General features: G+C 51.3%; 20 protein-coding genes and 1 pseudogene. 9 read left to right on the top strand and 12 right to left on the bottom strand.

What is annotated here, in order from left to right; all coding sequences use genetic code 11:
* From ACYUBO_RS04080 to ACYUBO_RS04060, 5 genes and pseudogenes are all read right to left on the bottom strand, one after another.
* Nucleotides 1-138, bottom strand: coding sequence for a hypothetical protein (locus tag ACYUBO_RS04080; RefSeq protein ID WP_460372564.1), 138 nt, complete (start codon nucleotides 136-138; stop codon nucleotides 1-3).
* A gap of 133 nt (nucleotides 139-271) precedes the next feature.
* Nucleotides 272-1705: pseudogene (locus ACYUBO_RS04075) on the bottom strand (IS1634 family transposase); the annotation flags it as partial.
* A 133-nt stretch (nucleotides 1706-1838) separates the two neighbouring features.
* Nucleotides 1839-2327 (bottom strand): dihydrofolate reductase family protein, encoded by a 489-nt coding sequence (locus tag ACYUBO_RS04070; protein WP_460372562.1) that lies wholly within the window; start codon nucleotides 2325-2327, stop codon nucleotides 1839-1841.
* A 136-nt stretch (nucleotides 2328-2463) separates the two neighbouring features.
* A complete protein-coding gene (locus tag ACYUBO_RS04065; protein WP_460372560.1) occupies nucleotides 2464-7626 on the bottom strand; it encodes a tetratricopeptide repeat protein in 5163 nt (1720 codons plus the stop codon).
* Nucleotides 7627-7849: 223 nt separating this feature from the next.
* On the bottom strand, nucleotides 7850-8968 hold the full coding sequence (locus ACYUBO_RS04060; protein ID WP_460372558.1) for a hypothetical protein: 1119 nt from the start codon (nucleotides 8966-8968) through the stop codon (nucleotides 7850-7852).
* 114 nt (nucleotides 8969-9082) lie between these two features.
* On the opposite strand from ACYUBO_RS04060, the gene ACYUBO_RS04055 reads away from it, so the two are divergent.
* Entirely contained in the window at nucleotides 9083-9721 is a 639-nt protein-coding gene (locus ACYUBO_RS04055; protein ID WP_460372556.1) for a hypothetical protein, read from the top strand.
* A gap of 53 nt (nucleotides 9722-9774) precedes the next feature.
* Here ACYUBO_RS04055 and ACYUBO_RS04050 read toward each other — a convergent pair whose 3' ends face one another.
* The 4 genes from ACYUBO_RS04050 to tsaA all read right to left on the bottom strand — a co-directional run bounded on the left by ACYUBO_RS04050 (nucleotide 9775) and on the right by tsaA (nucleotide 14286).
* Nucleotides 9775-11364, bottom strand: coding sequence for an FMN-binding glutamate synthase family protein (locus ACYUBO_RS04050; RefSeq protein WP_460372554.1), 1590 nt, complete (start codon nucleotides 11362-11364; stop codon nucleotides 9775-9777).
* 347 nt (nucleotides 11365-11711) lie between these two features.
* A complete protein-coding gene (gene npdG, locus ACYUBO_RS04045; RefSeq protein WP_300329696.1) occupies nucleotides 11712-12362 on the bottom strand; it encodes an NADPH-dependent F420 reductase in 651 nt (216 codons plus the stop codon).
* A 119-nt stretch (nucleotides 12363-12481) separates the two neighbouring features.
* Nucleotides 12482-13345 (bottom strand): Mrp/NBP35 family ATP-binding protein, encoded by an 864-nt coding sequence (locus tag ACYUBO_RS04040; protein ID WP_300329699.1) that lies wholly within the window; start codon nucleotides 13343-13345, stop codon nucleotides 12482-12484.
* 107 nt (nucleotides 13346-13452) lie between these two features.
* On the bottom strand, nucleotides 13453-14286 hold the full coding sequence (tsaA, locus tag ACYUBO_RS04035; RefSeq protein ID WP_460372552.1) for a tRNA (N6-threonylcarbamoyladenosine(37)-N6)-methyltransferase TrmO: 834 nt from the start codon (nucleotides 14284-14286) through the stop codon (nucleotides 13453-13455).
* Between the two features lie 51 nt (nucleotides 14287-14337).
* On the opposite strand from tsaA, the gene ACYUBO_RS04030 reads away from it, so the two are divergent.
* Together ACYUBO_RS04030 and ACYUBO_RS04025 are read left to right on the top strand one after the other, a co-directional pair.
* The gene (locus tag ACYUBO_RS04030; RefSeq protein ID WP_460372550.1) at nucleotides 14338-14787 is read left to right on the top strand and encodes a YbhB/YbcL family Raf kinase inhibitor-like protein; all 450 of its coding nucleotides are present in this window, start codon (nucleotides 14338-14340) and stop codon (nucleotides 14785-14787) included.
* 47 nt (nucleotides 14788-14834) lie between these two features.
* Nucleotides 14835-15293 (top strand): YbhB/YbcL family Raf kinase inhibitor-like protein, encoded by a 459-nt coding sequence (locus ACYUBO_RS04025; RefSeq protein WP_300328563.1) that lies wholly within the window; start codon nucleotides 14835-14837, stop codon nucleotides 15291-15293.
* On the opposite strand, the gene ACYUBO_RS04020 is transcribed toward ACYUBO_RS04025, so the two are convergent.
* Both ACYUBO_RS04020 and ACYUBO_RS04015 read right to left on the bottom strand, forming a co-directional pair.
* Nucleotides 15294-17069, bottom strand: coding sequence for an SLC13 family permease (locus ACYUBO_RS04020; protein ID WP_300328566.1), 1776 nt, complete (start codon nucleotides 17067-17069; stop codon nucleotides 15294-15296).
* A 79-nt stretch (nucleotides 17070-17148) separates the two neighbouring features.
* Nucleotides 17149-17661, bottom strand: coding sequence for a flavodoxin domain-containing protein (locus ACYUBO_RS04015; protein WP_460372548.1), 513 nt, complete (start codon nucleotides 17659-17661; stop codon nucleotides 17149-17151).
* 185 nt (nucleotides 17662-17846) lie between these two features.
* Here ACYUBO_RS04015 and groES point away from each other — a divergent pair, with 185 nt between their 5' ends.
* Nucleotides 17847-18119: a co-chaperone GroES gene (gene groES / locus ACYUBO_RS04010; protein ID WP_300328572.1), complete on the top strand. Its 273-nt coding sequence runs from the start codon at nucleotides 17847-17849 to the stop codon at nucleotides 18117-18119.
* A 9-nt stretch (nucleotides 18120-18128) separates the two neighbouring features.
* Nucleotides 18129-19742, top strand: a complete 1614-nt coding sequence (groL, locus tag ACYUBO_RS04005; RefSeq protein WP_300328575.1) for a chaperonin GroEL — start codon at nucleotides 18129-18131, stop codon at nucleotides 19740-19742.
* A 30-nt stretch (nucleotides 19743-19772) separates the two neighbouring features.
* On the opposite strand, the gene ACYUBO_RS04000 is transcribed toward groL, so the two are convergent.
* Nucleotides 19773-20315: an HdeD family acid-resistance protein gene (locus ACYUBO_RS04000; protein WP_460372546.1), complete on the bottom strand. Its 543-nt coding sequence runs from the start codon at nucleotides 20313-20315 to the stop codon at nucleotides 19773-19775.
* 108 nt (nucleotides 20316-20423) lie between these two features.
* Between ACYUBO_RS04000 and ACYUBO_RS03995 the strand changes: the two genes are divergently transcribed.
* From ACYUBO_RS03995 to ACYUBO_RS03980, 4 genes are all read left to right on the top strand, one after another.
* Complete coding sequence (locus ACYUBO_RS03995; RefSeq protein ID WP_460372544.1) at nucleotides 20424-21551, top strand: TIGR04084 family radical SAM/SPASM domain-containing protein; 1128 nt, start codon at nucleotides 20424-20426, stop codon at nucleotides 21549-21551.
* A 76-nt stretch (nucleotides 21552-21627) separates the two neighbouring features.
* Nucleotides 21628-23442: a HEAT repeat domain-containing protein gene (locus tag ACYUBO_RS03990; protein WP_460372542.1), complete on the top strand. Its 1815-nt coding sequence runs from the start codon at nucleotides 21628-21630 to the stop codon at nucleotides 23440-23442.
* Between the two features lie 18 nt (nucleotides 23443-23460).
* On the top strand, nucleotides 23461-24273 hold the full coding sequence (locus ACYUBO_RS03985) for a sulfite exporter TauE/SafE family protein (RefSeq protein ID WP_300328591.1): 813 nt from the start codon (nucleotides 23461-23463) through the stop codon (nucleotides 24271-24273).
* 141 nt (nucleotides 24274-24414) lie between these two features.
* Nucleotides 24415-25674 carry a Glu/Leu/Phe/Val family dehydrogenase gene (locus tag ACYUBO_RS03980; RefSeq protein WP_460372540.1) on the top strand — a complete coding sequence of 420 codons (1260 nt, stop codon included), beginning with the start codon at nucleotides 24415-24417 and terminating at the stop codon, nucleotides 25672-25674.
* The last annotated feature ends 58 nt before the right edge of the window (nucleotides 25675-25732 follow it).

Here is a 25732-nt window from a genome sequence, read left to right as displayed (position 1 = left end):
TCAGGTGCGTATCGGTTCTCTCCTGAGAGCATAGCGGAGATGCACCCGCCCGGAACCAACCTCCTTTGAACCGATCAGATCGAGGGTGCATGCATCCACAGATGAAAGGAGCCTCTTACCATTACCTGCGGCGATCACAGGGGCTACGATAAGGTTGAGTTCATCAGCAATCCCCGATCGAATGAGGTGATCGTTTAGATCCTGAACTCCCGGAAAACGTAGTCACATGATCTCAAGTGCCTCAAGAATGAGCCGCTGTTTCTTTGTCATCTTCCTTCATCATTCCCAGCAATCTGGTGCGGATAATTAACGCCACAAACACAACAAAGATGAAACCGCTTGTGGTACTGTCCTTATGTGTATTCAGTGGGAGTACATCCAAATCCGACTTCATCATCTCTATCTCCTTCTCGATCTCATCACGTTCCCTGTACAGGGACAGAGCAGTCAACCAGTCAACATCTCCTGAATAAAACACCATGAACTTCCCCATTCTGTTCATCCTTTGTGCAACAGCATTCTGCCGAATGGTTGCCTCAATCCGATCATCAACCACATTCCAATCGAAAAAATTCTTAAGCTTGCCAGCTATCTCATAAAACCTGATATATGCAGGTTTTTCCTTCTTCAGCCTGACAGTGGCCAGTTTATCTCTGATATCAATCAGGCGGCTGGTGAGTGATTCTTTCTCCTCGAGTTCCCGTTTTGGATCATAGAAGAGATACCCTTTCAATTGAGAGGACTCAAGCGGGAGTGTCACTGGCTTTGCGTAGAGCGTCCTGTCTTTGAACTTCTGCAGGTATTCAACATTGGTGATATCCCGCTGAGCTTCGGTGAGAAGGAGTTTCACTTCCTTCAGCTGGATCGTTGCAGCGATAATGAATGAAATCTGTTGTTCCAGCATCTCCAGAAGGTTATGCTGGCTGAAGAATCCACGATCCATAATGGCGGTATACTCTTTCACGCCATATGCGGCAATTTTCTTCAGGGTTCCAGTGAGCGTTGTGACATCAGTAATACTCCCTGGATAGAGATCGTACATCACCGGGATACCAAGTTCCTTGTCCATGATGAGTGAGAGATTAATCTGGGGAAGTGACACGCCATCCCTGTTATAACCGTATTCAAGGAGGTTCATCAGGGAAGAATGGCTGGAGAGACTGGTGATATCATAGATCAGTGTTCGTTTCGTCCTGTTCTCTTCCAGGAGTCTTGCCATCAGTTGCTGCGGAACAGTACTGGTTCCGATTCGAGCAAGCAGTTCACTGATCCTCTGGCCGGTAATAGACCTCTGTGGTGAATCAAGGGCAAGGGTGGTTCCGGCATACCATGTCCTGACATCTTTCATTGCCATTGGTCGGACAATACGGTTCATTGCAAGTGCAGTCACCATTGCCGCATCGGAGTCGTTGAGGATCTCATGAAGATACTGATCCAGTTTCAGGTCATGCATGATCTGCTTAAGGAGCATGATTGAGCCATGATCATAGGCAGATCGGATCGTTATGGGTTGGGTATTTTTCTTGAGCTTATCTTTGACTTCTTGTGGTGCATCCCGCATACGGACGGGTTTTCCATCGATATTCCGACCCAGATATTTGGAGTTTTTGTATCGAGTCTGCTTTGATACTGGGTCGTAATAGGGTGTTTCTTCGTACCAGTATTCTCTTCCGCCAGATTTTTTGATCCTTCGAATAGGCTCCATGGCGTGCCCACATAATATAGGCACATGATAGTATAAAGTACTTTCGATTAAAAGCCCAGATCGAGGATAAATTGAGGAAATAGATGGTTATGTGAGATCCTATTGTGATCCAGTGCCTATAAACAACGGGAGTTCAGGTTAGATCCGCACCACTGTCAGAGACAATTGTCTGTATCGTAAAACGATCTTCAAGCTCCCGCAGGGCGCCTCCGATATCCACCCGATCCTTCCCGCACCGGAGATACGGGTACTCCCGTTCCCTGAGGTACTGAAGATAGGCATCAGGTGTCGCCTCGGATACGAGGACAACGACATCCCTGATATGTTCCATCTGCCGGTAGAAGTGGAGAAGCCCGTGAAGGATGCCCCTGCTGTCGACAAAGACCCCAATTGGCCTCTTGTCACCAGGAACCGGCGGAGGCCGGGTCCGGTCTGCTGCCGTCTCAGGCTGGCTGCTATCCATAAACATCTTAATACCAAACGCAGCTGTCGTTGACCCGACGAGAACGGCATCGGGTGCATATTCCCCGAGAATTGCATAATGGAGCCCGATATCAATATCATAGCCGATGATGGCATGATCCAGGCTCACTGAGGAGTGGATGATAACCCTGGGTGTCATCTCTGTAGGATAAGCGTTTCAGATGAGATAAGGATGACGAATATTTGTGGGCGGGGAATGATGTGAGCAGGGAAGGAAAGGCGGGATCAATCACCAGCACACCCCGCATCCGGAGAATGCCACGATCAAGATCCCTTCAGGGCTCGGGAAGAACCTCTATCCAGAACTCAAATATCCTCGTATATTCGTGTCCTTCCTCATCCCGGTAATCAGCCTTGAGATCCAGAGGCACCATCCCTACCGAGAGGGGTTTGATGCCAATATCAATGGTAACCTGTTCAGTGGGAGGAACCGTGACCGGGATCAGCCGTCTGGTGGCGAAATCCTCAGAGAACGAGATCAGCAGATCGATGAGTGGATCATCGCCGTTGTTCTGGATCGTCAGGGGGACACGGTGCCATTGGTTCCTGATAAACCGGGAGTGATCAAGTGTTACAGAGAAGCTGGCAGCTGGCGGGAATGAGCGTCCGATCTCAGGGGAGGATACAGGCCCCGGCTCAACCCCGGATCTGGCAGAGGTCTCTTCCACCGGCAAAATCCTCTCATCTACCGGAATCATCCGGGCTGCCTCATCCCGATGGGAGAGGATATCAGGATTATCCGGATCCAGCAAAAGAGCCCGTTCAAATGAGAGAACCGCATCAGGATAGTTACCAGTTCCCATGAGAGAGAGGCCACGGATAACCCAGATTCTCGCATCAGATGGATCAAGAGCAATAGCATGATCATATGAAAGAACGGCCTCGGCATGCTGGTTGAGTCGTGCGTTGGCAAGGCCATGAACCTGCCAGGAGTAGCTGTCTTCATGATCGATTCCAAGAGCCCGGTTCAGTGATTCAACAGCAGCAGCATAATGGCCAAGGTTGAACTCTGCAATACCCCGTCCCACCCAGGGAGCGGCATTCTCCGGGTTGAGGAGGATCGATTTATTATATGATTCTGCAGCATCTTCATGGCGGCCGATTTCATTCAGGAGAAAACCACGGTTATTCAGGGCGAGGAGATTCTCCGGGTCAAGGACAAGCATTTGATCGTAGGATTCCAATGCATTATCATAACGGCCCAGCTTCCTGAGGGCAATACCACGGTTATACCAGATGGCAGCATCCTGCGGGTTGATTGAGAGGGCACGATCAAATGAGGTGACTGCATCGGCATGGCGGCCGAGTTTCCTGAGGGCAACACCGCGGTTGTGCCAGGTATCAGCATCATCCTGGTCGAGTGCGAGTGCCCTGTCATATGACTCGATTGCATCTTCATAACGGCCAAGATTACGGAGCGCAACACCGCGATTATACCAGGTTCCGGGATCGTCAGGTGCAAGTGAGAGTGAATGGTCATAGGATGCAACTGCTTCTTCATACCTGCCAAGGTTACGGAGAGCAACACCACGGTTGTACCAGACAGAGGGGGCTTCTGGATCAAGTGAGAGCACCTGATCATAATAGACAACTGCCTCATCAAATCTGCCGTCAGTCGCACACTCGGTTCCTTTCCTTTCGTAATCGACGATCTTCTTCTGGATTAACGCCATCAGGATGCGCCGGTTCCTTTCTGCCTCGGCATAGTCCGGATTGATAGCAACGGCTCTTTCAAACGACACGACGGCATCACGATACCGGTTGAGGTTATAGAGGACGAGTCCACGATTATACCAGAGATCAGCATCATCCGGACTGCGGAGAACTGCCCGATCATAATATTTCAGGATCTCGGCAAAGCTGCTATCAGTTTCAAGCCCAATCATTCCCTCTTCTGGAGAGGGCTCTTCATCCACCTCCTCAGAATCACCGGAAGGAGCGGACGTGTCTGGCCCATACACCATATCATCTCCATACACACCTTCGACTCCATCCGGATCAGATACTTCTTCATCGGCATCAGGGGCATCGGGTGCTTCAGGCAGATCGTGCAGGTCCATCCCGCCAGCTTCCTCATCCCCGTCCATATCTGAAAGGAGAACAGAGATCTCAGGTAGAAGGGAGGCAGAATCCGGAGAGAGCAGATCTTCTTCCCAATTGACCTCGCCAAAATCATCTGAAACGGTATCGGGAGCCTCCGATCCAAAAACGACATCCTCATCATCTGATCCGGCATCTGATGGAAGATCAACATCCGTTGCCGCCATTGCAGCCTCAATTGCTTCGAGGTCACCCGTGATATCCGGAAGAGCAGCTAACAGATCAGGTGCAGATTCAGCGTCCTCAGCCATTTCACCTATCCCGTCTGGTTCAGGCAGATCATCTGACAAGTCAAGATCCTCGAAGTCATCAGAAGCAATCTCGGGAGCCTCGGATCCAGAAACTACATCTGCATCATCGGAGCCGGAATCTGATGGAACATCAACATCCGAACCCGTCATGGCAGCTTCAATTACATCTAGATCGCCGGTGATATCCGGAAGAGCAGCAAACGAATCCTGATCGGGTTCAGTGCCCTCAACCATCTCACCAATCCCGTCTGATTCAGGCAGATCATCTGACAAGTCAATATCCTCAAAGTCATCAGAAGCGATCTCGGGAGCCTCGGATCCAGAAACTATATCCGCATCATCGGAGCCTGAATCTAATGGAACATCAACATCCGAACCCGCCATGGCAGCTTCAATTGCTTCGAGGTCACCCGTGATATCCGGAAGAGCAGCAAACGAATCCTGATCGGGTTCAGTGCCCTCAACCATCTCACCAATCCCTTCTGATTCAGGCAGATCATCTGACAAGTCAATATCCTCATAGTCATCAGAAGCGATCTCGGGAGCCTCGGATCCAGTAACTATATCCGCATCATCTGATCCGGCATCTGATGGAACATCAACATCCGATCGCGCCATGGCAGCTTCAATTAGTTCAAGATCGCCGGTGATATCCGGAAGAGCAGCAAACGAATCCGGATCTGCATCATCAATTTCTTCTCCCGTCTCCAGACCGATCTCTCCATATTCACCCCGCTCTAAGGCGAGAGATCCTGGTGTTTTCCCACCATCATCTGATTCGGAGACAGCGGCATAGCCATCAATGTACCCCTGGAATGGGGCAGATGTGTACCACTCTTTTCCAGTTTTATACCCGATTGCAAGTGCTTTATCAAGGCAATGAGCAGACTCCTCAATCTCTCCCATCTCAGAAAGCAGCACTCCGCGGTTATACCAGGCAGATGCATCCCCCGGATTGATCGCAAGTGCACGATCATATGATTCAACTGCATCAGCAGGACGCTCAAGCTCTGCCAGAGTACGAGCCTTGTTCATCCAGGAACTGCCATGAACGGGATCAAGCAGCAGTGCACGATTAAATGATTCCATGGCATCTTCATGGCGGCCGAGCCGGGTAAGAGCCACCCCCCGGTTATTCCAGGTATCAGGCATGCCGGGATCAAGCTTCAGTGCATGATCAAAGGAATCGACGGCTTCTGAGAAGCGTTCCAGGTGGAGAAGAGCAACACCACGGTTATACCAGGCGTTTTTATCACCAGGATTCCGGGATAAAGCCCGATCGGCTGCATCCAGTGCCGCTTCAAATGGATCTGCCAACGGGGAAGAAGCACCCTCATCCCCTTCAAAAACTGAATCTGGCGTGATAACATCTATAACCACTTCCCCGCCATCATCAGACACCACCTCAGGCATCTCGTCTTCTTCGATGGCGAGGGGTGAAGGGGATAGTATCTCCCGGGAAGGATCTTCATCCGAGCCGGAATCCAAATCATCCCAATCAGCCTCAAGGGGCTCCTCATCAACCTGAGGCGCTGCCATCGCAATCAGCTCTTCTTTGTCAGGTATCTCCTCTGAAACCGGTGCTGCCGCCTGATCCTGGGATTTCGTTCGGAGAAGGGATGGAAGATTCTCCGGGAGAGGGTTTTTTGCCATCTCCGGGACCATCCAACCCTCCTCCTTCTGTTTTTCAGATATCGCACTATCCCTCTTCTTTCTGACGGCAGAGAGATGTGAGTCGATTGCAAGAGCCCGATCATAAGAGTCGATCGCATCATCATATCGTTTGAGATGCTGGAGAGCAAGGCCACGGTTATACCAGACTTTGGCATTATCCGGGTCAATCTCGATCGCCATATCAAATGATTCGACGGCTTCACTATACTGTTCAAGGTTTTCAAGCGCAAGACCCCGGCCAACCCAGAGATACGCGTCTCCCGGATCGTCCCTGAGTGCCTGCTCATATGACAGAAGCGCCTCTTCAAAACTGCCTTCACTTGCATGTTTCATAGCGGATTTCGCCCAGTCAACCTTCTCACGCTCTTCTATAGGGGAATTCATATCACCCTTCACCTCCAGATCAGGCAGAGCGGGCCCTGTTAAGGGTAATTCATCAGGTACTGGTAGTTCATCGGGCGCTGGTAATTTATCGGGTGCTGGTAGTTCAATAGGTACTGGTAGCTCATCAGGTACTGGTAGTTCATCAGGTGCACCAGCATCGGGTGATCCAATCCCATCATCTGGATCATCGATCCGCTCTGCATCAATCTCCTGAAGCATCTCTTCCGGATCTGATCCGGGATCGGGGAGAGCCAATCCTGATTCAGCATCAACCGGGGAACTCCCGTCCCTGAGAGGAGAGATCGCTTCATCTGACATCCCGGTTTCTCTCCTCTGCATCTCCTCAATCAGGCGTGGAAGATTCCTCTGGGCACCGGGATGATTGGGAGCAATTTCCAGTGCCCTCTGGTATGATTCCACAGCTTCCTGTGGACGCGAAAGCCGTTCAAGTGCAACACCACGGTTGTACCAGCCAACAGCATTGCTTGGATCTATTGCAAGAGCGTGGTTATAGGATTTAATGGACCGGACATACTGGCCAAGATCATCAAGGGCAACACCATGCCTGAACCAGATGTCAGGATTATTCTGATCGGTTGTGAGGATCTGCTCATATGCCTCGATAGCATCTTCAAGACGGCCGAGTTCATGGAGAGCAAGCCCACGATAGTAAAGTGTATCGGTATCACGGGGATCACAATCGATTGCCTTCTCATATGACTCGAGAGTGTCTGAAGGGCGGCCAAGTTCATGGAGGGTACGGCCACGATTCTTCCATGCATCGGGTCTTTTTGGATCAATCTCAATGGCTTTCTCAAATGAGGTGAGTGCATCAGAGTATCTGTCAAGATAAAAGAGGGCAGAGCCGCGGCCAACCCATGCGTCATATCTCCCGGGATCCTGGGATAATGCCTTCTCAAAAGAGTCTACTGCTTGAGCGAATTGTCCACTCTCATGGAACCGGGTACCTTCTTCAATGAAGGAAAGAACAGAAGCATTTTTTTTATTGAGAAGATCAAACAACCCCATCTTGAACCCCATCCTCTGAGAATCCAATCCCGGATACATCCGGAGAGATGATCTGCCAGCATGCGTATCATCTGGGATTAGAATCTGCTTATCTGGTACTTCTCTCACTATCCACTATAATATCTTACCTTTCAACCAGGAGTTCCATCTCATGAAGTCAGACATGATGCAGATAAGTGGCCTTTCTGAGGGTGAAGGAAAGCAGAACTGAGCGCTCTTCGTTTCAGATTCCGGATCTCAGCTCGGCAATAATTCCCTCCTTAAGCATCTCGCTATACAGCCCGTAGCGGTCATACATCCGGTTGATGAGTGTGGTATGAATGGCAACATACCGCTCAGCCGAACGAACAAGGCGATTATACTCCTCAATGCGCTTATTATACCGATCAATCAGGCTATTGAAGACAGGCACCTGCCGGTTGTACTCCTGGTACCTCCCCTGCCGGATGAGGATATCCATCTCCCTGCGAAGCGCCCCGATATCATCATTCATCTCACGAATGAGAACTGATTCGCGCTCCATCTCAGCATTCAATCGATCTATCTCATCCCGGCAGTATGTAAGGAGATCAGACAACACGATCGTCTGATCGCATCGCCCATACCGAATCGTTCCATCCCCGATGGGAATAATGAGCGGATCAGACTCAAGAACAATATCCCCGGCAAGCATCTCCGGGACAATACCAACAAAATTGGAACGGGTTGTTTCAATGAATACATACCCATCCCCTATATCCCGGCAGCCATCTCCCTTCACCCCGACTGCCATATGCGCCTCCTCTGAATAGAGGAGCAGAGCAACAGAATACTCCTCTCGTGAGAGAATTCCAGCAAGAAGGAGGCTTTTATCATCACAATCACCGGTGCCGTCCCCATAGGTCTCAATCGGGAACTTCGGCTCAATCAGGACGGTATCATCATCATAGGGGAGAGACTGGACAAAGACACAGCAGAGCTCAAGGTAGCGATCATCATCCAGTTGGAGATCGGATCGCACCCGCCGCAGTTCTTCGATCAGATCCAGGAAGAATTCTTCCTGGTGGGGATCATCGATGAACGCCCGATAATAATGGGGAAGCCAGTCACGATCGGTGAGATCGGTATAGAGGTAGATCTGCTTATCGGCATCCCGTGCCCCGTAATAGACACCAGAATCAAGAGGAAGACTGATTGTTATCTCGCTCTCTTCAAAGGGGAATGTGTGATCAATGACCAGAGCCGGAGATTCAGCCTGAGCTGGTGAGATCGATGGGAGCACCATATCGGGCTGAACACAGCCAGACGCAATACAGAGGAGCACCAGTACTGCTATCACAGGGAAACGGAACAGAGACACCATCCGTGTATCTGCATTTCATTCAGATATGAATACCGGAAGAGACACCCCACTCATTCTATGGATCGAAACAGCCGGGCAACAGCATTCTTATACAATAAGATGATACTCCGCTATATGCAGAAGACACGTCTGCTCGCAGCAGCCATCCTTGTTATCCTTCTTGTATTCTTTGCAGGATGCACCGAATCGCCAGTGACACCGGAACCAGCCGCAGTTGTTACCCCGCTCCAAACGGCAGAGCCAACCCCGGTTCCAACTCCCGCCCCTGTTGCACCCACAGAGGCAGCCTCCCCGTTCCCGGATGCCCTTCCCCTGAGGGCAATTGCATCAGTTGGCGAGGGGGAGAACACCCGCGAGATTTCAGTGTATAAATACCTGATCAGGGACGGATATGAGTTTTTTGCCCAGGGCTGGGGCAGATGGGAACCGGTCAGTCCGCCTGAGGGGAAAGAGTTTCTCTTCATCTTCGTCCGGGTAAAGCATACCGGGACTAAGAAAGAGATCTCAGCCCCGTACCCTTCGGTGATCACCGTCCATACAAATGGAAATGCCTACTCGTATAAATCCGGAAGAGATCCGACTGTCCAGATTAAAGATATAAAGGAACTTGAGTATACCGGAGGAAAACTCTACGTCTATGAGACAAAAGAAGGGTTCATCATTTACGAAGTGCCAGAAGGAATCTCACCCTTTGAAACCTATGTCAGCATCTTCCTTCCGGAAGAGGAATCCCCGGTCTGGAAACTTGCCTGAAAGAATAATAGGGGCAATCCTCTCCCCCTCATTTCCCAGAAAATTGAAAAAAATCAGCTGAGGAGAATTGCCTCAGCTGCATCGCTGTATGCATCCATCACATAGGGGATGCCGGTTACTTTTGCGGACTCTTCGGTGAGAGCCATCAGATCGTTTCGTGAGATGGACTTCAGGCTGAAATTTCGGCTCCCTGCCATGATCTGCTGCATGCCGAGCCGGTACCGCTCGACATAGCTGTAGATACCCATCGCACCAAGCGGAATGTCACTGATCCGGGCGCCATATTTCTCCTTCAGTTCCTCATAGCAGACGAAGATCTCCTCAACATGGCTGCCGTACTTCGAGACACTCTTTGGCAGTTCTCCAGCATCAAGCCACTTCTGGATATTCTTCCCGACCATGCCTGGGATCATCAGGGCACGGCCCATGCAGACCGCCTTGAAGTAGGGTGCACCCATGCAGAGAGCCTTGAAACCATTTGCTTCATCAGCAATTCCGCCGGCAATGGCAAGATCGGGTACGCGTATCCCCCGTTTCTTCAGGAGTTCGGCATACTGGTACGCAAGGCTCTGGATATAGACAGTCGGGATACCCCATTCATTCATCATCGGCCACGGCGACATGCCAGTACCACCGGGCGCGCCATCGATAGTCAGGAGATCTATCTTCGCCTCTGCACCATACCGGAGAGCCATTGCCAGTTCCACAGCGGAATAGGCACCGGTCTTCAGGGTAACACGCTTGAACCCGATATCGCGGAGCCGATCCACTTCAGCCAGGAAATCTTCCTTTGTAACAAATCCAAGCCTTGAGTGACGTTCAATCTCCTTGATAGCACCGGATGCAAAAGCCTTTCTTACTTCAGGCAGTGTCGGATCAGGCTGGACGATATAACCTCGTTGCTTCAGCTCGGTTGCACAATCAATGGACTTAACCTTGATCTCTCCGCCGATGCATTTTGCTCCCTGCCCCCATTTCAGCTCGATCGTCTCGAGATTGTGTTTTGAGGATACGTATTCGGCTGTTCCAAAACGGGTATCCTCGACATTCAGCTGGACAAGGATCTCGCCATAGCCATCATGAAACTCCCGGTAGGTATTGATCCTCCGATCGATCTCCGGACACTCCTTCACCTTGCCATGGACATCACGGACAAGCCCGGGATCGATACCACAGATATTCTCACCACAGACAAGAGTAATGCCCGAAATTGCAGCACCAATGGCAAAATGTTCCCAGTTTGCCCGTGCAATCTCGGTTGATCCAAGAGCACCGGTAAATATCGGCACACGCATCGGGACCTTGATATCCCATCCATATTCTGTTGTGGTATCAACTGAAGAGAAGAGTGCGGTATCTGAGTTAATCGGAACGCCTTCGGGCATACCTTTCGCACCGACTGCATAGCCCTGGATATTCAGGTGGGAGTAGTCGACCGGATAATTCTTATCGGCACCTGCGGTGATCTCACCAAAAGGACCTGGATAAATGACTTCCCGGCTCCGTATTGTGGAGAGCCATATATCACAGCCGCCTTTGCAGCCATCAACACACCGGCTGCAGAGACCGGACATCGGGACAACATCCCGTGATCGATTGAAGGTACCGAGAGCTTCGTTTGCATTCGGGGTTCGAAGATTCATAATACTTCTCCTTGAAAATGGCGCATAGGGGAGAAAGATTCCCAAAACGTCTATTTCCTGTTTGATCTGTAATTAATAAGAGGTTTCCTTCCATCGGTATTTAAATTAATCGGAAGTACGATCATCCAAGAATAAGATTCTGATCAGGATGTGCAGAAATACCAATACCCTGACACAAGGAGAAACAGAAAACCAAATGGTGATGGGACAGGATCATTGGATGAGACACTGAAGTGAAGAAGAATCTGGAAAATGATCAGGTACACACGTCAGGAATATCAGGACACACGAAGCCTGAAGCTCGCTCTATCACATCGGAAGAGGTTTTAGGTTGAAGAAAAAATTAATTATTTAAAGTAAACCCCGACATCACGCATCTTGTTGGAGATTGCGATATTCAGGAGGAGGGGGGTGATGCTCTCAACAATCGATGAGACGGCAAGGGGCCCGGCATCAAGGGGGGAGAGTTTTGGGAGATCCCGGATGAGATCCATGACAATCTTCTTTGCTTCCGCATCATCACTACAGACAGCTACCGAGTAGTCAAGGACCGCATCAAGATCCTTCCATTTGTGAGCGGCGATATTGTTAAACGCAACAACAAGCCGGGCACTCTCAGGGAGCCGGTTTTTGATATAGACGGCGGCCGATCCTTCCTCAGGCGGATCATAATAGAAATGGCCTGAGCGGGCGATCGGATTCACCGGAGAGATGATGATCTTATTCTCAAATCCGGTCAGCCCGGCAAGAGTGGAGTCTACATGGGCAAACGGGAGTGCAAGGACAATAACATCCCCTGCATCCACAGCCTCCTGGTTGGAGACACCCCGGCATTTTGATTGAACTCCTCGCCCTTTGAGTGTCTCGATGGTGCAGTCGCTGGCTGTACATGCCTTCGACTCATCTCTTGATCCAAGTATCACTTCATGGAGATGAGAGAGTCGGAGTGCCATCCCCTCACCGATATCCCCGGTTCCGCCAACAATTCCAATCTTCATAGAATTACCTTCATTTCAGTCTCAAACCACAGAAGAGTGCGATTCGAACGCTAGTGATAGAATCGACAGAAATGGTATTAAATATTGTTGTTTATCTTTTCAAAAGAGAAAGAGCAGGATCAATCCTCGATGATCCCGATCAGATTCTCCATAATGGTATCAACAGCCTGCCAGGTGGGGTTATCGGCACGGCGGATGATGAATGGCTTGCCCTCATCTCCAGCTTTCCGCATATCGATGTCAAGGGGGATGCTCCCGAGGAAGGGGACGCCAAACTCTTCGGCGGCCTTCTTCCCGCCATCCTTCCCAAAGAGATCAATTGCTTCATGGCAGTGCGGGCAGACCATGCCGCTCATATTCTCGATAATGCCCAGGTTTTTAATCCCGATCTGTTCAACGAACTTCAGCGCCTTGCTCGAGTCGAGCACCGAGACATCCTGCGGGGTGGTGACGATGATCGCACCGGCAATATTTGGTGCAAGCTGAACGATCGAAAGCGCCTCATCGCCTGTTCCCGGGGGCAGATCAACCACAAGGAAATCAAGGGGACCCCAGTTCACATCCGAGAGGAACTGCTGGATCGCTGTCATCTTCATGGGACCACGCCAGATAACCGGTGTGGAGCGCTCAGGAAGGAGGAACGCCATAGAGATAACAGCAAGCGTTCCTGTCACGTTCACCGGCTGGATCTTCTCTCCCATGATCTGGAGCTTATGTTCCTCAAGCCCGAGCATCTTCGGGATGCTTGGACCGTGAATATCAAGATCCATCAGGCCGGTTCTGAACCCATGGTTTGAGAGAGCATAGGCCAGGTTCACCGAGACGGTGCTCTTCCCGACGCCGCCCTTGCCGGAGAGGACAAGAACGACATGCTTGACATCTATATTCGCCTTTTTTGGGAGATTTGACTGACATTCATCTGTCTTTGATGAACAGCCTTCGCACTGCCCATCACATTCCTGTGGTTGTTGTTTATCTGTCATGATATGCCTCAATACACAATACAAAGGAAGGTTGTGAAAGAGAGATTATAGGTGTATAGATCGGTGCATCCTGTGAAGGATAGGAATCAATACCAGATATCTCTCTTTTACTGGGAATCAAGATCCGGCTCATATGGTTTGATATCAAGAATCGGAGTCCCATCAAGGGCATCCAGACCCCGCACACGAAGGATTCTGCCATTGATCTCAAGGAGATCTACAAGGGTGAGGCCGATCGGATTTGGGCGGTTCGGGGAGCGGGTTGCAAAGACACCGCGCGTATCACCCCTCCCCGGACGCTCAACCAGGAGCTGATCGCGGCGGCTCCGGTCAAACCAGGAGAAGATGAAGAGCTTGTCATAATTCAGGAGCCCGGCAAGACCTCCTTCGTATTCAGGATATATCTCAATTATGCTCTCGACAGGATCAAGCCTCCCCTGCCTCGGAGCATCTGCCTGCACTTTGTACGGAGAAGAGACGATACCTATCGGCTTCATGTACGCTTCCGGCCGTGATCCAACAGGAGAGGAGGGCATCTTCCCATCAAGCGCCTCATTTGCAAGTGCATCTGCCTTCTGAATAGTAGGATCTTCCCGTGGAAGAGAGGTGAATGTGACACGATCAAACATACTCTTCGCTTCAGTTGCCTGCTTATAGAGGGGAAGAAGTCTCGCCGATCTGACAGCATATAAGCCTTTCATCTGTTTCACCATCAGTTCGCTGTCAGAGTGGACAGCCACTTCATGCACATCGAGGGCAGCAGCAGCTTTGAGACCTGCGATCAGTGCCCGGTATTCAGCTTCATTATTTGTGGCAATACCAATCGTCTCCCCATGTTCCCGTAGAATCCGGCCATCCTCGATGAGGATGTAGGCAATCGCCGCCCGACCCGGATTTCCCCGGGATGCCCCGTCAGTATAGAGTGAAACCTTCCGTGCCATAATAACCCCAATCAACACGTTTTTATTCTTCCTGGTACTATCACCGGCAATATGGAAAAACTCACGGTAACCCTTGGATTCATAGAATTTCCCCCGACCCATACCGGTGATGGAGGAAACATCTCCCCGCCGATACGGTTGGCCAACCTGAAATCACCATATCTGGCAGTCTTTGCCCTGAATCCTTTTGAACCCGGATGCTCATTCTGTTCGTGGGTGGCATGGGACATCCCCGCCATTCACCAGATTCCATCCGGTTTCCCAAACGAACTGATAATTACCACGCCTATCCAGGCAAAACAGGGAAAAAACGATTATGGCGAGATCGGATACCGGGGACCCGCTCCACCAGCAGGAGAGACACAGCGGATCCTCTTCAAGGTCTATGGCCTCGATGCTCCCCTTGACTGTTCGCCAGGTGCAGACAAGCATGAGGTGATTTGCGCAATGAAAGGGCATGTCCTCCAGTATGGGCAGACCGAGGCACTTGTTCAGCGATGACATACCCTTATTACACATGATACACACTCATCAACTGGTGACAATCCATGGAGAAACTGACAATAACCTTACCAACACGTGAATTTCCAGGCGACTACACCTGTGACGGGGCAGACCGCTCCCCTCCCCTGACCATCGCCGGGTTAAACGATCAGGTGAAAGCCCTTGCCGTTATCATGGAGGATTCAAGTTCAGAAGGTGGCGGCAACTTCGCCCACTGGATCATCTGGAATATTGAACCCGTCAAAATCCTCCCTGAATCACTCGCGAAAGAGCCGACGATCTCATTTCCGGTCTCAGCAGTACAGGGGGTAAATGACTTTGGAAAGATCGGCTACTCAGGCCCATGCCCACAACCCGGATCACCCCATCGGTACATCTTCAAGGTCTATGCACTTGACAGCGAGATCGACCTTCCCGCCGGGGCGACACGAAAAGAGCTTGCTGCTGCACTCGCAGGCCATGTCATCCAGTTTGGGAATGCTGAGGCAATCTACTCGCGTTGATCAGTACATTGGCCAGAAGAAGATCAGGAGTGGGATCGAGACGGCCACAACGATCAGCTCAAGCACAATCCCCATCCTCCAGTAATCCGTGAACCTGTATCCACCCGGACCCATGACCAGGGTATTGGACTGATGGCCGATCGGGGTAAGGAATGCACAGGATGCCCCGATTGCAACCGCCATAAGGAAGGGATCGATTGAGGCTCCCATATCAAGAGCAATACCAATAGCTATCGGGGCCATCAGGACAGCTGATGCGGCGTTGTTTACGAGATCCGAGAGGAACATCGTGATGACAAGGAGGATAACGAGCGTCAATACCGGTGGAAATGTCGAGCCTGCCGAGACGATACTTCCGGCAATGAGTGCAGCACCTCCACTGATCTCAAGTGCCTGTCCAACAGGTATCATTGCACCAAGGAGGATGATGATCGGCCATTCAACACTCTCGTACGTCTCGCGAAGAGAGATGATGGAGGTGAGGATCATCAGGACTACTGCAGCGGAAAAGGCGATCTGAACAGGCAGAAGCCCAAATGCAGATACCAGAAGTGCCGATCCGAAGATCATCAGGGCGAGGAGGATCATCTTCGGGCCACCTATCCTGAATCCCCGCTCTGCAAGAGGGAGGCAGCCGATTTTTGGAAGGGCTGCCTGCAATGCATCTTTTTTCCCCTGAAGGAGGAGTATATCGCCGGGCTGAAACCGGACCTGTTTCAGCCGATCCTTGATCCGTCCGCCTTCCCGTGCAACTGCAAGGAGATTGAGCCCGTGTATCCAGCGGAGATTTGCAGAGTATGCAGTCTGGTCGAGGATCGGTGAATCCGGCTTGACGATCGCCTCAAGAATGCCCACACTCTCCGATCCGATCACCTCCTCGGTCACATCGTCTTTTTCAGTGAGTTCGAGCCGGGTTGCATCAAGGAGAGTCTGGAGATCATCGGAATGTGCCTTGATGATGAGGATATCACTCTCAAGTATCCTCTCATAGACCGAGGGAGCGACAATCTTCCGGCCATTTCGTACGATCCCGACCACCATCACATCCGCCTCTGTGGCGGTCCCGATATCGATGATCATCTTTCCCGCGAATTTGGATTTTTCGGGAACCCTGACCTCGGTTAAGTAATCTTTAACGGAGAAAAGCTCTTCCTGCGATGCCGGTCTCTCCCGGATCGGGATCAGCCGATACCCGATGAGTGAGATGAAGAGGATGCCACAGATCGCAACCCCCAGCCCGACATATGCGAAATCAAAGATGAGGAATGGATCGCCTCCATTCTGGATCCGATAGGTGGCGATGATGATGTTTGGGGGTGTGCCGATGAGGGTGACCATGCCACCAAGGAGCGAGCCGAACGCTATCGGCATCAGGAGATATGAAGGAGATCTCCCGCTCTTCCTCGCAGTCCTGATGGCAACCGGCATCATCAGGGCCAGTGCCCCGATATTATTCATGAATCCGGAGAGAAGGGCAACGATACCGGTGAGTGAGAAGATCTGCCGCACCTTCCCATCACCCACCCGCGACACCTGGCGGGCAAGAATATCTATTAACCCTGAGTTCTGAAGCGCCTTACTCAGGATCAGAACAGCAGCAACGGTGATCACCGCGGGATGGCCAAATCCAAGGAACGCATCAAGCGGATCGATGATCCCTGCAATGGTGACGATGAGGAGTGCAATCAATGCAACGATGTCATACCTGACCTTACCGGTCGCAAAGAGCACGAGTGCCAGAAGCAGCGTTCCAAAGACAATTGCAAGATCGAGCATCAGTAATAGAGCTCCTGTACTGATACTGGATGATGATTGAGGAGATATATCTTACCGGTTTGCAGGCAGAGACAGAAGGTCATGCCGGGTGAGAACCACCCAGATCCCGCGACACCTCCAAAGCCCAGGCTTTGATCGCCTCATAATCCCGGAAATCACCGATTGGTGAGCTGACAACCTTCAGCGCCACCTTCTGGAGAAACGAAAGCTTCGCCGGATCCGTTTTACCAGCAAAATATCCGAGATGCGCAGGCTCAAAGGGGCTGATAGCCTTGCTCAGTGCATCACGTGCCACAGCCCGCTTCTCTTCATCATCTTCGACAAATGACATCCCGACAGCAAATGCCGCCTTGAAACGGCTTTCAAGTGCGGCGTGATGGGCGTGTACATACTCCTCCACCTCACGCATGGCCCCCATATAGATCGGCCCCCCAAGGATGACAGCATCATAGTGTTCAGGTATCAGATCGGAGTTAAGCAGAGAGAGATCGACATCATAACCGGCATCCCGTAGCACCTCAGTAACCGCCCCGGCAACACCGGCGGTCGATCCTGCCCGTGTTGCATAGGCAACGAGTATTCGCCCGTTCATGCGGACACACTCTCCCTCTGAACTGATGAAACTTCCGAATTATGTTGCGCTCACCAGCACCAGAACACGGTGAGATAACAGTGTATCACAGAGAAGTTTTGAGGCAATAGGCAAAGGATATATAGAACTGCTACTCACCTTATGTTAAGGCAGAAAGCCGAATCTATCAGGAGAGTTGATACACAATGGCAATAGTTCCAATCGGTGAGCGTGTTCTTATCAGGCCGAGAAAACCTGAAGAGAAGACAAAGAGCGGGATCTATATCCCGGACAGCGCCCAGGAGAAGCGGAAAGAGGGCGATGTTGTCGCTTGCGGGACATATAAAGATGGGAAGGAACTTCCCGTACAAGCCGGGGATCGGATCCTGTATGGCGGATACAGTTCAGAGAAGATCACCGTCGAAGATGAAGAACTCGTCATGATCGAATTCAAGGACGTCATTGCAAAAGTGGAATAGGTGATACAGATGACTTCAACAAAACAGATCATGTTCAATGAGGAGGCACGAAAATCCCTCCTCTCAGGTGTTAATAAGGTGGCAGATACGGTCAAGGTGACGCTCGGGCCAAAAGGGCGGTATGTCGTCATCGACAAGAACCAAAACCCGATCATCACCAATGACGGAGTGACAATTGCAAAAGAGATCTCACTCCACGACAAATTCGAAAATATGGGTGCAAAGCTGATAAAAGAGGTCGCATCACGGACACAGGATAAGACCGGGGACGGAACAACAACCGCCTGTCTGCTGGCACAGGCGATCCTGACAGAAGGTATCAAGATCATCTCAACTGGTGCAAATCCAATCGAGATCAAAAAGGGTATTGAAAGTGCTGTCAGTGCCGCAGTTGAATATATCGAGTCAACCAGCATTCCGGTCCGCGACCAGGAGAAGATCCATCAGGTTGCAACCATCTCGGCAAACAACGATGAAGAGATAGGATCCCTCATTGCAGAAGCAATGGAGAAGGTCGGATATAATGGCCTGATCAGTGTCGAGGATGCAAAGAGCCTTGATACAGGGCTTGAGGTTGTGAAGGGGATGCAGTTTGACAGCGGGTTCATCTCACCCTACATGGTCACCGACCAGGAGAAGATGGTCTGCGAGTACGAAAACCCCTATATTCTGATCACCGACAAGACGATCAGCACCATCAAGCAGATCGTTCCGATCCTTGAACTTGTCTCATCCGAGGGAAGGCCGCTTTTAATCATTGCAGAGAATGTTGACGGAGAAGCTCAGGCAGCACTGGTTCTGAATATCATCCGCGGATCACTGAAGGTCTGTGCCGTGAAGGCACCCGGATTTGGTGATGACCGGCTCGCAAACCTTGAGGATATCGCTGCACTCACCGGTGCATCTGTCATCTCCGAAGAGCGGGGACTGAAACTTGAGGATGTCACCCGCTCACAGCTTGGCACCTGCCATACCATACGGGTAGATGATGAGAAGACCCTTCTCGTCGGCGGCGCAGGCAATCGTGCAATGGTCGAAGAGCGGATGAAACTGATCGATTCACAGATTAAGATCAGTGATGCGGAGTTCAAGACAAATGAACTGAAGCGGCGGCTCGCCAGCCTCGGCGGGGGAGTGGCTGTCATCAAGGTGGGTGCTGCCACCGAGACCGAACTGAAAGAGAAGAAGATGCGGATCGACGATGCACTGAATGCTACAAAGGCAGCAGTCGAGGAAGGGGTTGTCGTCGGAGGCGGTATCACCCTGCTCCGTGCAATAGACAACCTCGGGGATCTCTCCTTCAATGATGGCAGGGATGCAGGAGTCGGGATCATCCGCCGTGCCCTCGAAGAGCCGGTTCGCCAGATCGGAAAGAATTCAGGGATCGAAGGAGCCGAGATCATCGCCCGGCTGAAGGGTGAGAAGAACCCGTCAATCGGGTATAATGCCAAGAAGGGCGAGTATGAAAACCTGATCGAGAGCGGTGTCATCGATCCCGCCAAGGTGGTCAGGATCGGGCTTCAGAATGCAGGATCGATTGCAGGAATGATACTCTCAACAGAAGCAATCATCACCGACTATGATGATGAGAAGGATCAGAAAAGCCAGACCATCATCATCTAAACCCTTTTTTTAAAAAAAAATACTCCGGAATTACTCAGAGTCCATAGAAACGGCTTTTGGCGTCATTATTCCCTGAACAATGCTGAGTATGCCGATTGCGATCGCAAAGACACCGATATAGACGGCGACCAGGATCACCGCACCAAGCAGCGGGAAGATGAAGAAGATACCTCCGAGAATAACCGAGAGTGCACCGGAGAGCCCAAGGAGCAGGCGGATACCGCCTGAGTCCATTACCGTAAGTGCAACCCAGATATCTGAGAAACCTGATATGATCGCAAGGATTGCAATGAGGATAGTCAGGGTAATTGCAGTCATGATCGGGTTAATTACCCCAAATATGCCACCAATCACCAGGAGGATTCCAAGGATGAGAAATGCAGTTCCAAATGATTCGCCAGAGGGCTTCATGAGTGACAGCCCGACAAGGAGAAGGCCATTGATCAGGATGAAGACCGCAAAGAGGATTGCAACCACCTCAACGGTGAGGCCGGGCCAGAAGAGCACAATAATACCTAGAAGAAGGGCAAGCACTCCTCGCACGATATAGGGCATACGTGATTGTTCGTTCATACTAGAGAATACGAGCGACAGTATTTAAAGAATTGCATGTCTTTTCCACTTCCCTTATCATCGTGCCCTTCAAATAATGATCTGCATTGTTATGCGGGTGACGATCAGGTGGTATTTTTTCATCTCTATTGTACAGACAACTGTAACCTTTGCTGCCGGTACTGCCGCGGAAAACTTTTCGATGATGACGAGGATGAATGTGCATCACCCTGCGATATCGCAGTGGATCTCCCGGTGGAGTTTGATCGCTCACTGAAAAGCCCGCTGTACCGGTTCCTCGCAGCAGATCCCGAGCCGGTCCTCACCTTCATCGGCGGGGAACCGCTCCTGATGCATGATCTTATCTGCGAGATTATGGACGAAGCCCCCTGCAACAGGTTCATGCTCCAGACAAACGGAATCCTGCTCGATCGGATGCCTGCTGCATACAGAAACAGGTTTGAAACGATCCTCATCTCGATCGATGGTGATGAGGCGACGACTGACCAAAACCGTGGGGAGGGAGTATATCGCCGTGCATTGCAAAATGCCAGGCTTCTCCGGGAAGAAGGCTTTACCGGGGAGCTTATCGCACGAATGACTGTTGATGAAGAGACCGATATTGCTGCGTCGGTTCTTCACCTTGCATCACTTGAAGACTCCCCCTTCACATCCATTCACTGGCAGATGGATGCAAACTTCTCAGGAGATTATAAAAGACGGCACTTTGCAGAATGGGCCAGCGCAAACTATAACAGGGGTATCTCTTCACTCATCGATCACTGGGTTTCTCATATGCAATCTGATGGCGAGGTACTGAGGTGGTATCCCTTCCTCCAGACAACCGAAGACCTGCTACAAAACAGGCCATCCGGCCTTCGCTGTGGTTCCGGGGTGACAAATTTCACCATCCAGACTGATGGATCGATCATCCCCTGCCCGATCATGATCGGGATGAACGAATACCTGCTGGGGGATATCAGATCGGCTGACCCGACCCGATTGCGCGAAGTCCGGCCGCACCATCCCTGTACCGTCTGCTCGATAGCTGAGTTCTGCGGGGGGCGGTGCCTCTATTCAAACATCATCAGGCCATGGCCACAGGAAGGAAGAGATGCTGTCTGTTCGACCATTCACCACCTGCGATCAGAACTCATTGCATCCCTCCCGATAATTCGCACCCTTTTACAGGATGGCAGAATCGATCCGGGATCATTTGCCCATACCAGGTATAATGGATGCGAGATCATCCCATGAGAGAGGCTACTGTGCCGAATGGTTTTACCCAAATACTGATATACTTCGATTACATCAACGTTAGCAGGGATCTGGCATGGGAGAGGAGAGAGGAGACCGGGAGAGGGGGGAGGAGCTCATTGCACGTGCCCGTCTCGAAAAAGATCCTGCACGGAAGCTCTTCTTCGCAACCCAGGCGATGGCCTTTCTCCCTGATGATCCCGGAGCATGGATTGAACGAGGCAAGGCACTCTTAAAATCCGGGATGATCAATGAGGCCGAAACGCAGATCCTTGAGGTTATCCGCCAGAATCCTGATGAAGGAGAGGGCTGGTACCTGCACGGTGTCATTAAGAATATACGAGGGGAACGGGGTATTGCAAAATCCAGCTTTCAGAAGGCAACTGGTGCCATGGCAAAACCCGGTCCCGCCCATTATGCCCTTGGGATACTGCTCCTTGAAGACAAAGAGTACGAAGAGGCACTCCGTCTCTTCGACGCCGCACTCGGCGAGGACAAGCGGGATCCGGATATCTGGTCTGCACGGGGAAGGGTACTGCTTGAAATGAAGCGGTTCAATCAGGCGATCATCTCATTCGATCATCTCCTTGAGATCCGGCCTGATGATGAGCAGGCAAAGGAAGCCCGGAGAAAAGCCATCCGGATGATGAAACAGGACCTGATCAGGACAGAGGAGCGGGACTTTACCCTCCTCCGGGAAGAAGCGGACTATCCAGGTCTTGTACGAATTCTCTCCCGTGAGAAGAATTCCAGGGCGATGAAAGCTGCTCATGAACTCATCAGGCTTGGAACCGGATCAACACCATATATCCGCCCACTCCTCTCGAACAATGATCCGGAGATCAGGTTCCGTGCCCTTCATGTCCTTCTCGCAATTGGAGATCCCCGCTGTGCGGGGCTCTTTGTGAGAGTGGGATTATCCATGGAGACCCCGGAGGAGGGAGGCGGAGAGAAGGCAGCCACACTTCTTGATGCAATCGGCCGGTCTCTCAGGAGGATGAGGCAGCCTGCCGCAGTATCTGCACTGGAAGAAGCCCTGACAGACAGGGAAGAAACGAAAATAATCCGTGCAATAAGGCTCGTTGAACGCACCCACGATGAGCGGGGGGTATCCCTGCTCATCAAAGCATCTACCCATCATTCGATCCGGGTAGCATTTGTCGCCCTCACAGCCCTTGGCACTCTTGGAGATCAGGAGACAATTGACCAGATCTTCACCCACCTCATGAGCCATGATTCATCGATCAGGGGGCAGGCAAAAGAGGTGCTCAGACAGGTGATCAGGCGATCATTTCAACCCCTGATGGTCAGATATGCATCAGGTGATGAACCGGATCGGGCATTTATTCGGGAGATCCTCCGTTCAATCGGGGGTGATCTGGTACCAGCCATCTTCCGTGAACTCATTCGCCAGGATACACCGGCAATCAGGGATGCCCTCTCGGATGCCCTGGCAGCGGCCGCCGATCCACAATCCATTCACCTGCTGATTGATGCCCTTGCATCACCTGAAGAGGGAGTACGCCAGGCTCTCCCTGCTGCATTCAAAGCTGTCGGAGTACCGGCAATCCATCCCCTGATGAAAAGCCTCCTTGATCCAAGGCGGCGGGTTCGTGAACGCAGCGTTGAGATCCTGGCAGGTATGGGAAGAACCGCCATTCCATCTCTTCTTGTTGCATTGGAATCAGAAGACGATGACCTGCAGAGCGGTGCGTCAGAGGTCCTCATGCGTATGGGAAATGATGCGGTACCGGCACTTCAGGATGCAATGCTGTTGAAGGCACATGATCAGGAGACCACCGATATGATCAATAACCTGGTAAAGGGAATTTTGAAGAAAGAACGGATGAAACGCCTCCTTGCCGAATATCGCGGTGAAGAGCCCCTCTAAGAGAGAAAATGGGTGATTATGCTGGATCTGATCTGGATCATACTCATTCTGATTCTGACAGGCATCATTGCCGGTTTTTTTGCGGGCCTCCTTGGGGTCGGAGGCGGATTCCTCATGGTCCCGGTGCAGTACCTCCTCCTGGTTGATGGTGGGATTGATCCGACATATGCCATCCGCATTGCATTTGGAACGAGCCTCGCGGTTGTATTCCCGGTATCCTGTGCCGCTGCATGGGCACATCAGAAAAGGGGTGCAATCGACTGGAATGCTGCTCTTCCAATCGGAATAGCCGGAATACTAGGAGGTTTTGCAGGGGGGACCCTCGCGTCGCATCTCCCTGTTGAAATCCTGAAAGTAATCTTTGGGATGCTGGTCATCCTCGCTGCAATCCGGATGGTACGGGGCACCTCTGCCTCATCAGGCGGTACAACAAGAAGTGGACTCTGCATATGGACACTGACCGGGATTATTGCAGGCCTCCTCTCAGGGCTTCTCGGACTTGGAGGAGGATTCATCCTGGTCCCGATGCTCCTTTTCATCTTTAAACTCCCGATACACCGGGCAGTTGCGACATCCTCAGCATGCATCCTCTTATTCTCAATCGGCGGCATCGCTGCATACATGTTCCATGGAGCAATGATAGAAGAGCTTGGAAGAGGATTCCTTGGCTATATCGACATTTTCCAATGGGTTCTTTTAACAGGAGCAATGATCCCCCTGAGCCGGGTAGGTGTGGCAACAGCCCACCGGCTCCCTTCAGAGAGGCTGAAACAGATCTTTGCAATAATGATGTTTGGAATCGGAATTGGCATGATAGGAATCTTCCCCTGAACGAGGGGGCATAATAAACTATATAAATAGGACAAGTTCCAGCACATTTATAAAGGGATGGAAGACAAGCACTTATTACCCTCACGCCTTACAAATATGTGCGTTTGGAGTAGTGGCCCAAATGCTACAAGGAGATAGTACATGGATACTGACAAGAATCATTCAACAGAATCGCAGTACAATATTATTGAAGAGTGCGTACGCGATCTGAACCTCGACAAGAGTACAACAGAACTCCTTCAGAACCCAAAACGGGAGCTAAAGGTCTCTATTCCGGTCCGTATGGATAATGGATGCGTGAAGGTCTTCACCGGATACCGCGTCCAGCATAACAATGCCATGGGACCGATGAAGGGGGGTATCAGGTATCATCCTGAAGAGACCGTTGAGATCGTCAGATCACTTGCGGCATGGATGACCTGGAAATGTGCCGTCATGAACCTCCCGCTAGGCGGGGCAAAAGGCGGCATCATCTGTGATCCAAAGAAGCTCTCCCGCGGCGAGCTTGAACGGCTTACCAGAGCATATATGGGCCGTATATGGAAATTTATCGGTCCGGAGACCGATGTTCCCGCACCTGATGTCGGAACCGATGCATCCATCATGGGATGGATGATGGATGAATATGCCCGTCTCAGCGGAGAGTACAAACCCGGTATCATCACCGGAAAGCCGATTCGGATCGGCGGTTCACTCGGAAGGACAGAAGCAACGGGACGCGGCGGCATTCTCACTATCAGGGAAGCAGCACGCGAGATCGAGCTTGAAACAAAAGGAGCAACCGTTGTTGTCCAGGGCTTTGGAAATGTCGGTATGTACTCCGCCCTGCTTGCACGCAATATGCTGAACTGCCGCGTCATTGCCGTCTCCGACTCACGCGGAGGCGCCTACAACCCTGATGGCCTGAATCTCGAGGAGATCATCGAACACAAGACAAAGACCGGATCAGTCAAAGGTGCACCAAACACCCAGGAAGTCGGAAGCGCCGAGGTGCTTGAGATCGAAGCGGATATCATCATTGCAGCAGCTCTTGAAGATGCAATCACCGCCGAGAATGCCGGACGGGTCAAGACAAGGATCCTCGCAGAACTGGCAAACGGGCCAACTACCGCGGAAGCGGATCGCATTCTTGAAGACAGGGGCATCATCGTCCTCCCCGATATCCTCGCAAATGCCGGAGGCGTTACTGTTTCCTACTTTGAGATGGTTCAGAACAGGACACTGGACTACTGGACAGAGGATCAGGTGAACCATAAACTCGAAGAGAAGATGGTTGAAGCACACCACGAGATCTTCAAGACATCACGTGCACGCGGTATCTCAATGAGAAAAGCGGCATATATTGTTGCTATTTCCCGTGTCGTTGAGGCGATGAAGCTTCGTGGCTGGCTGGATCTCTGATCCAACAATTCCGTTCTTTTTTTGCATAATAATCCGCTCTTCCCGGCTCAGCCATACA

It is taken from the genome of Methanocalculus sp. MC3 (assembly GCF_054767395.1).
Note: the sequence above shows the minus strand (reverse complement) of the source record. Positions and strands in the feature narration are given on the sequence as shown.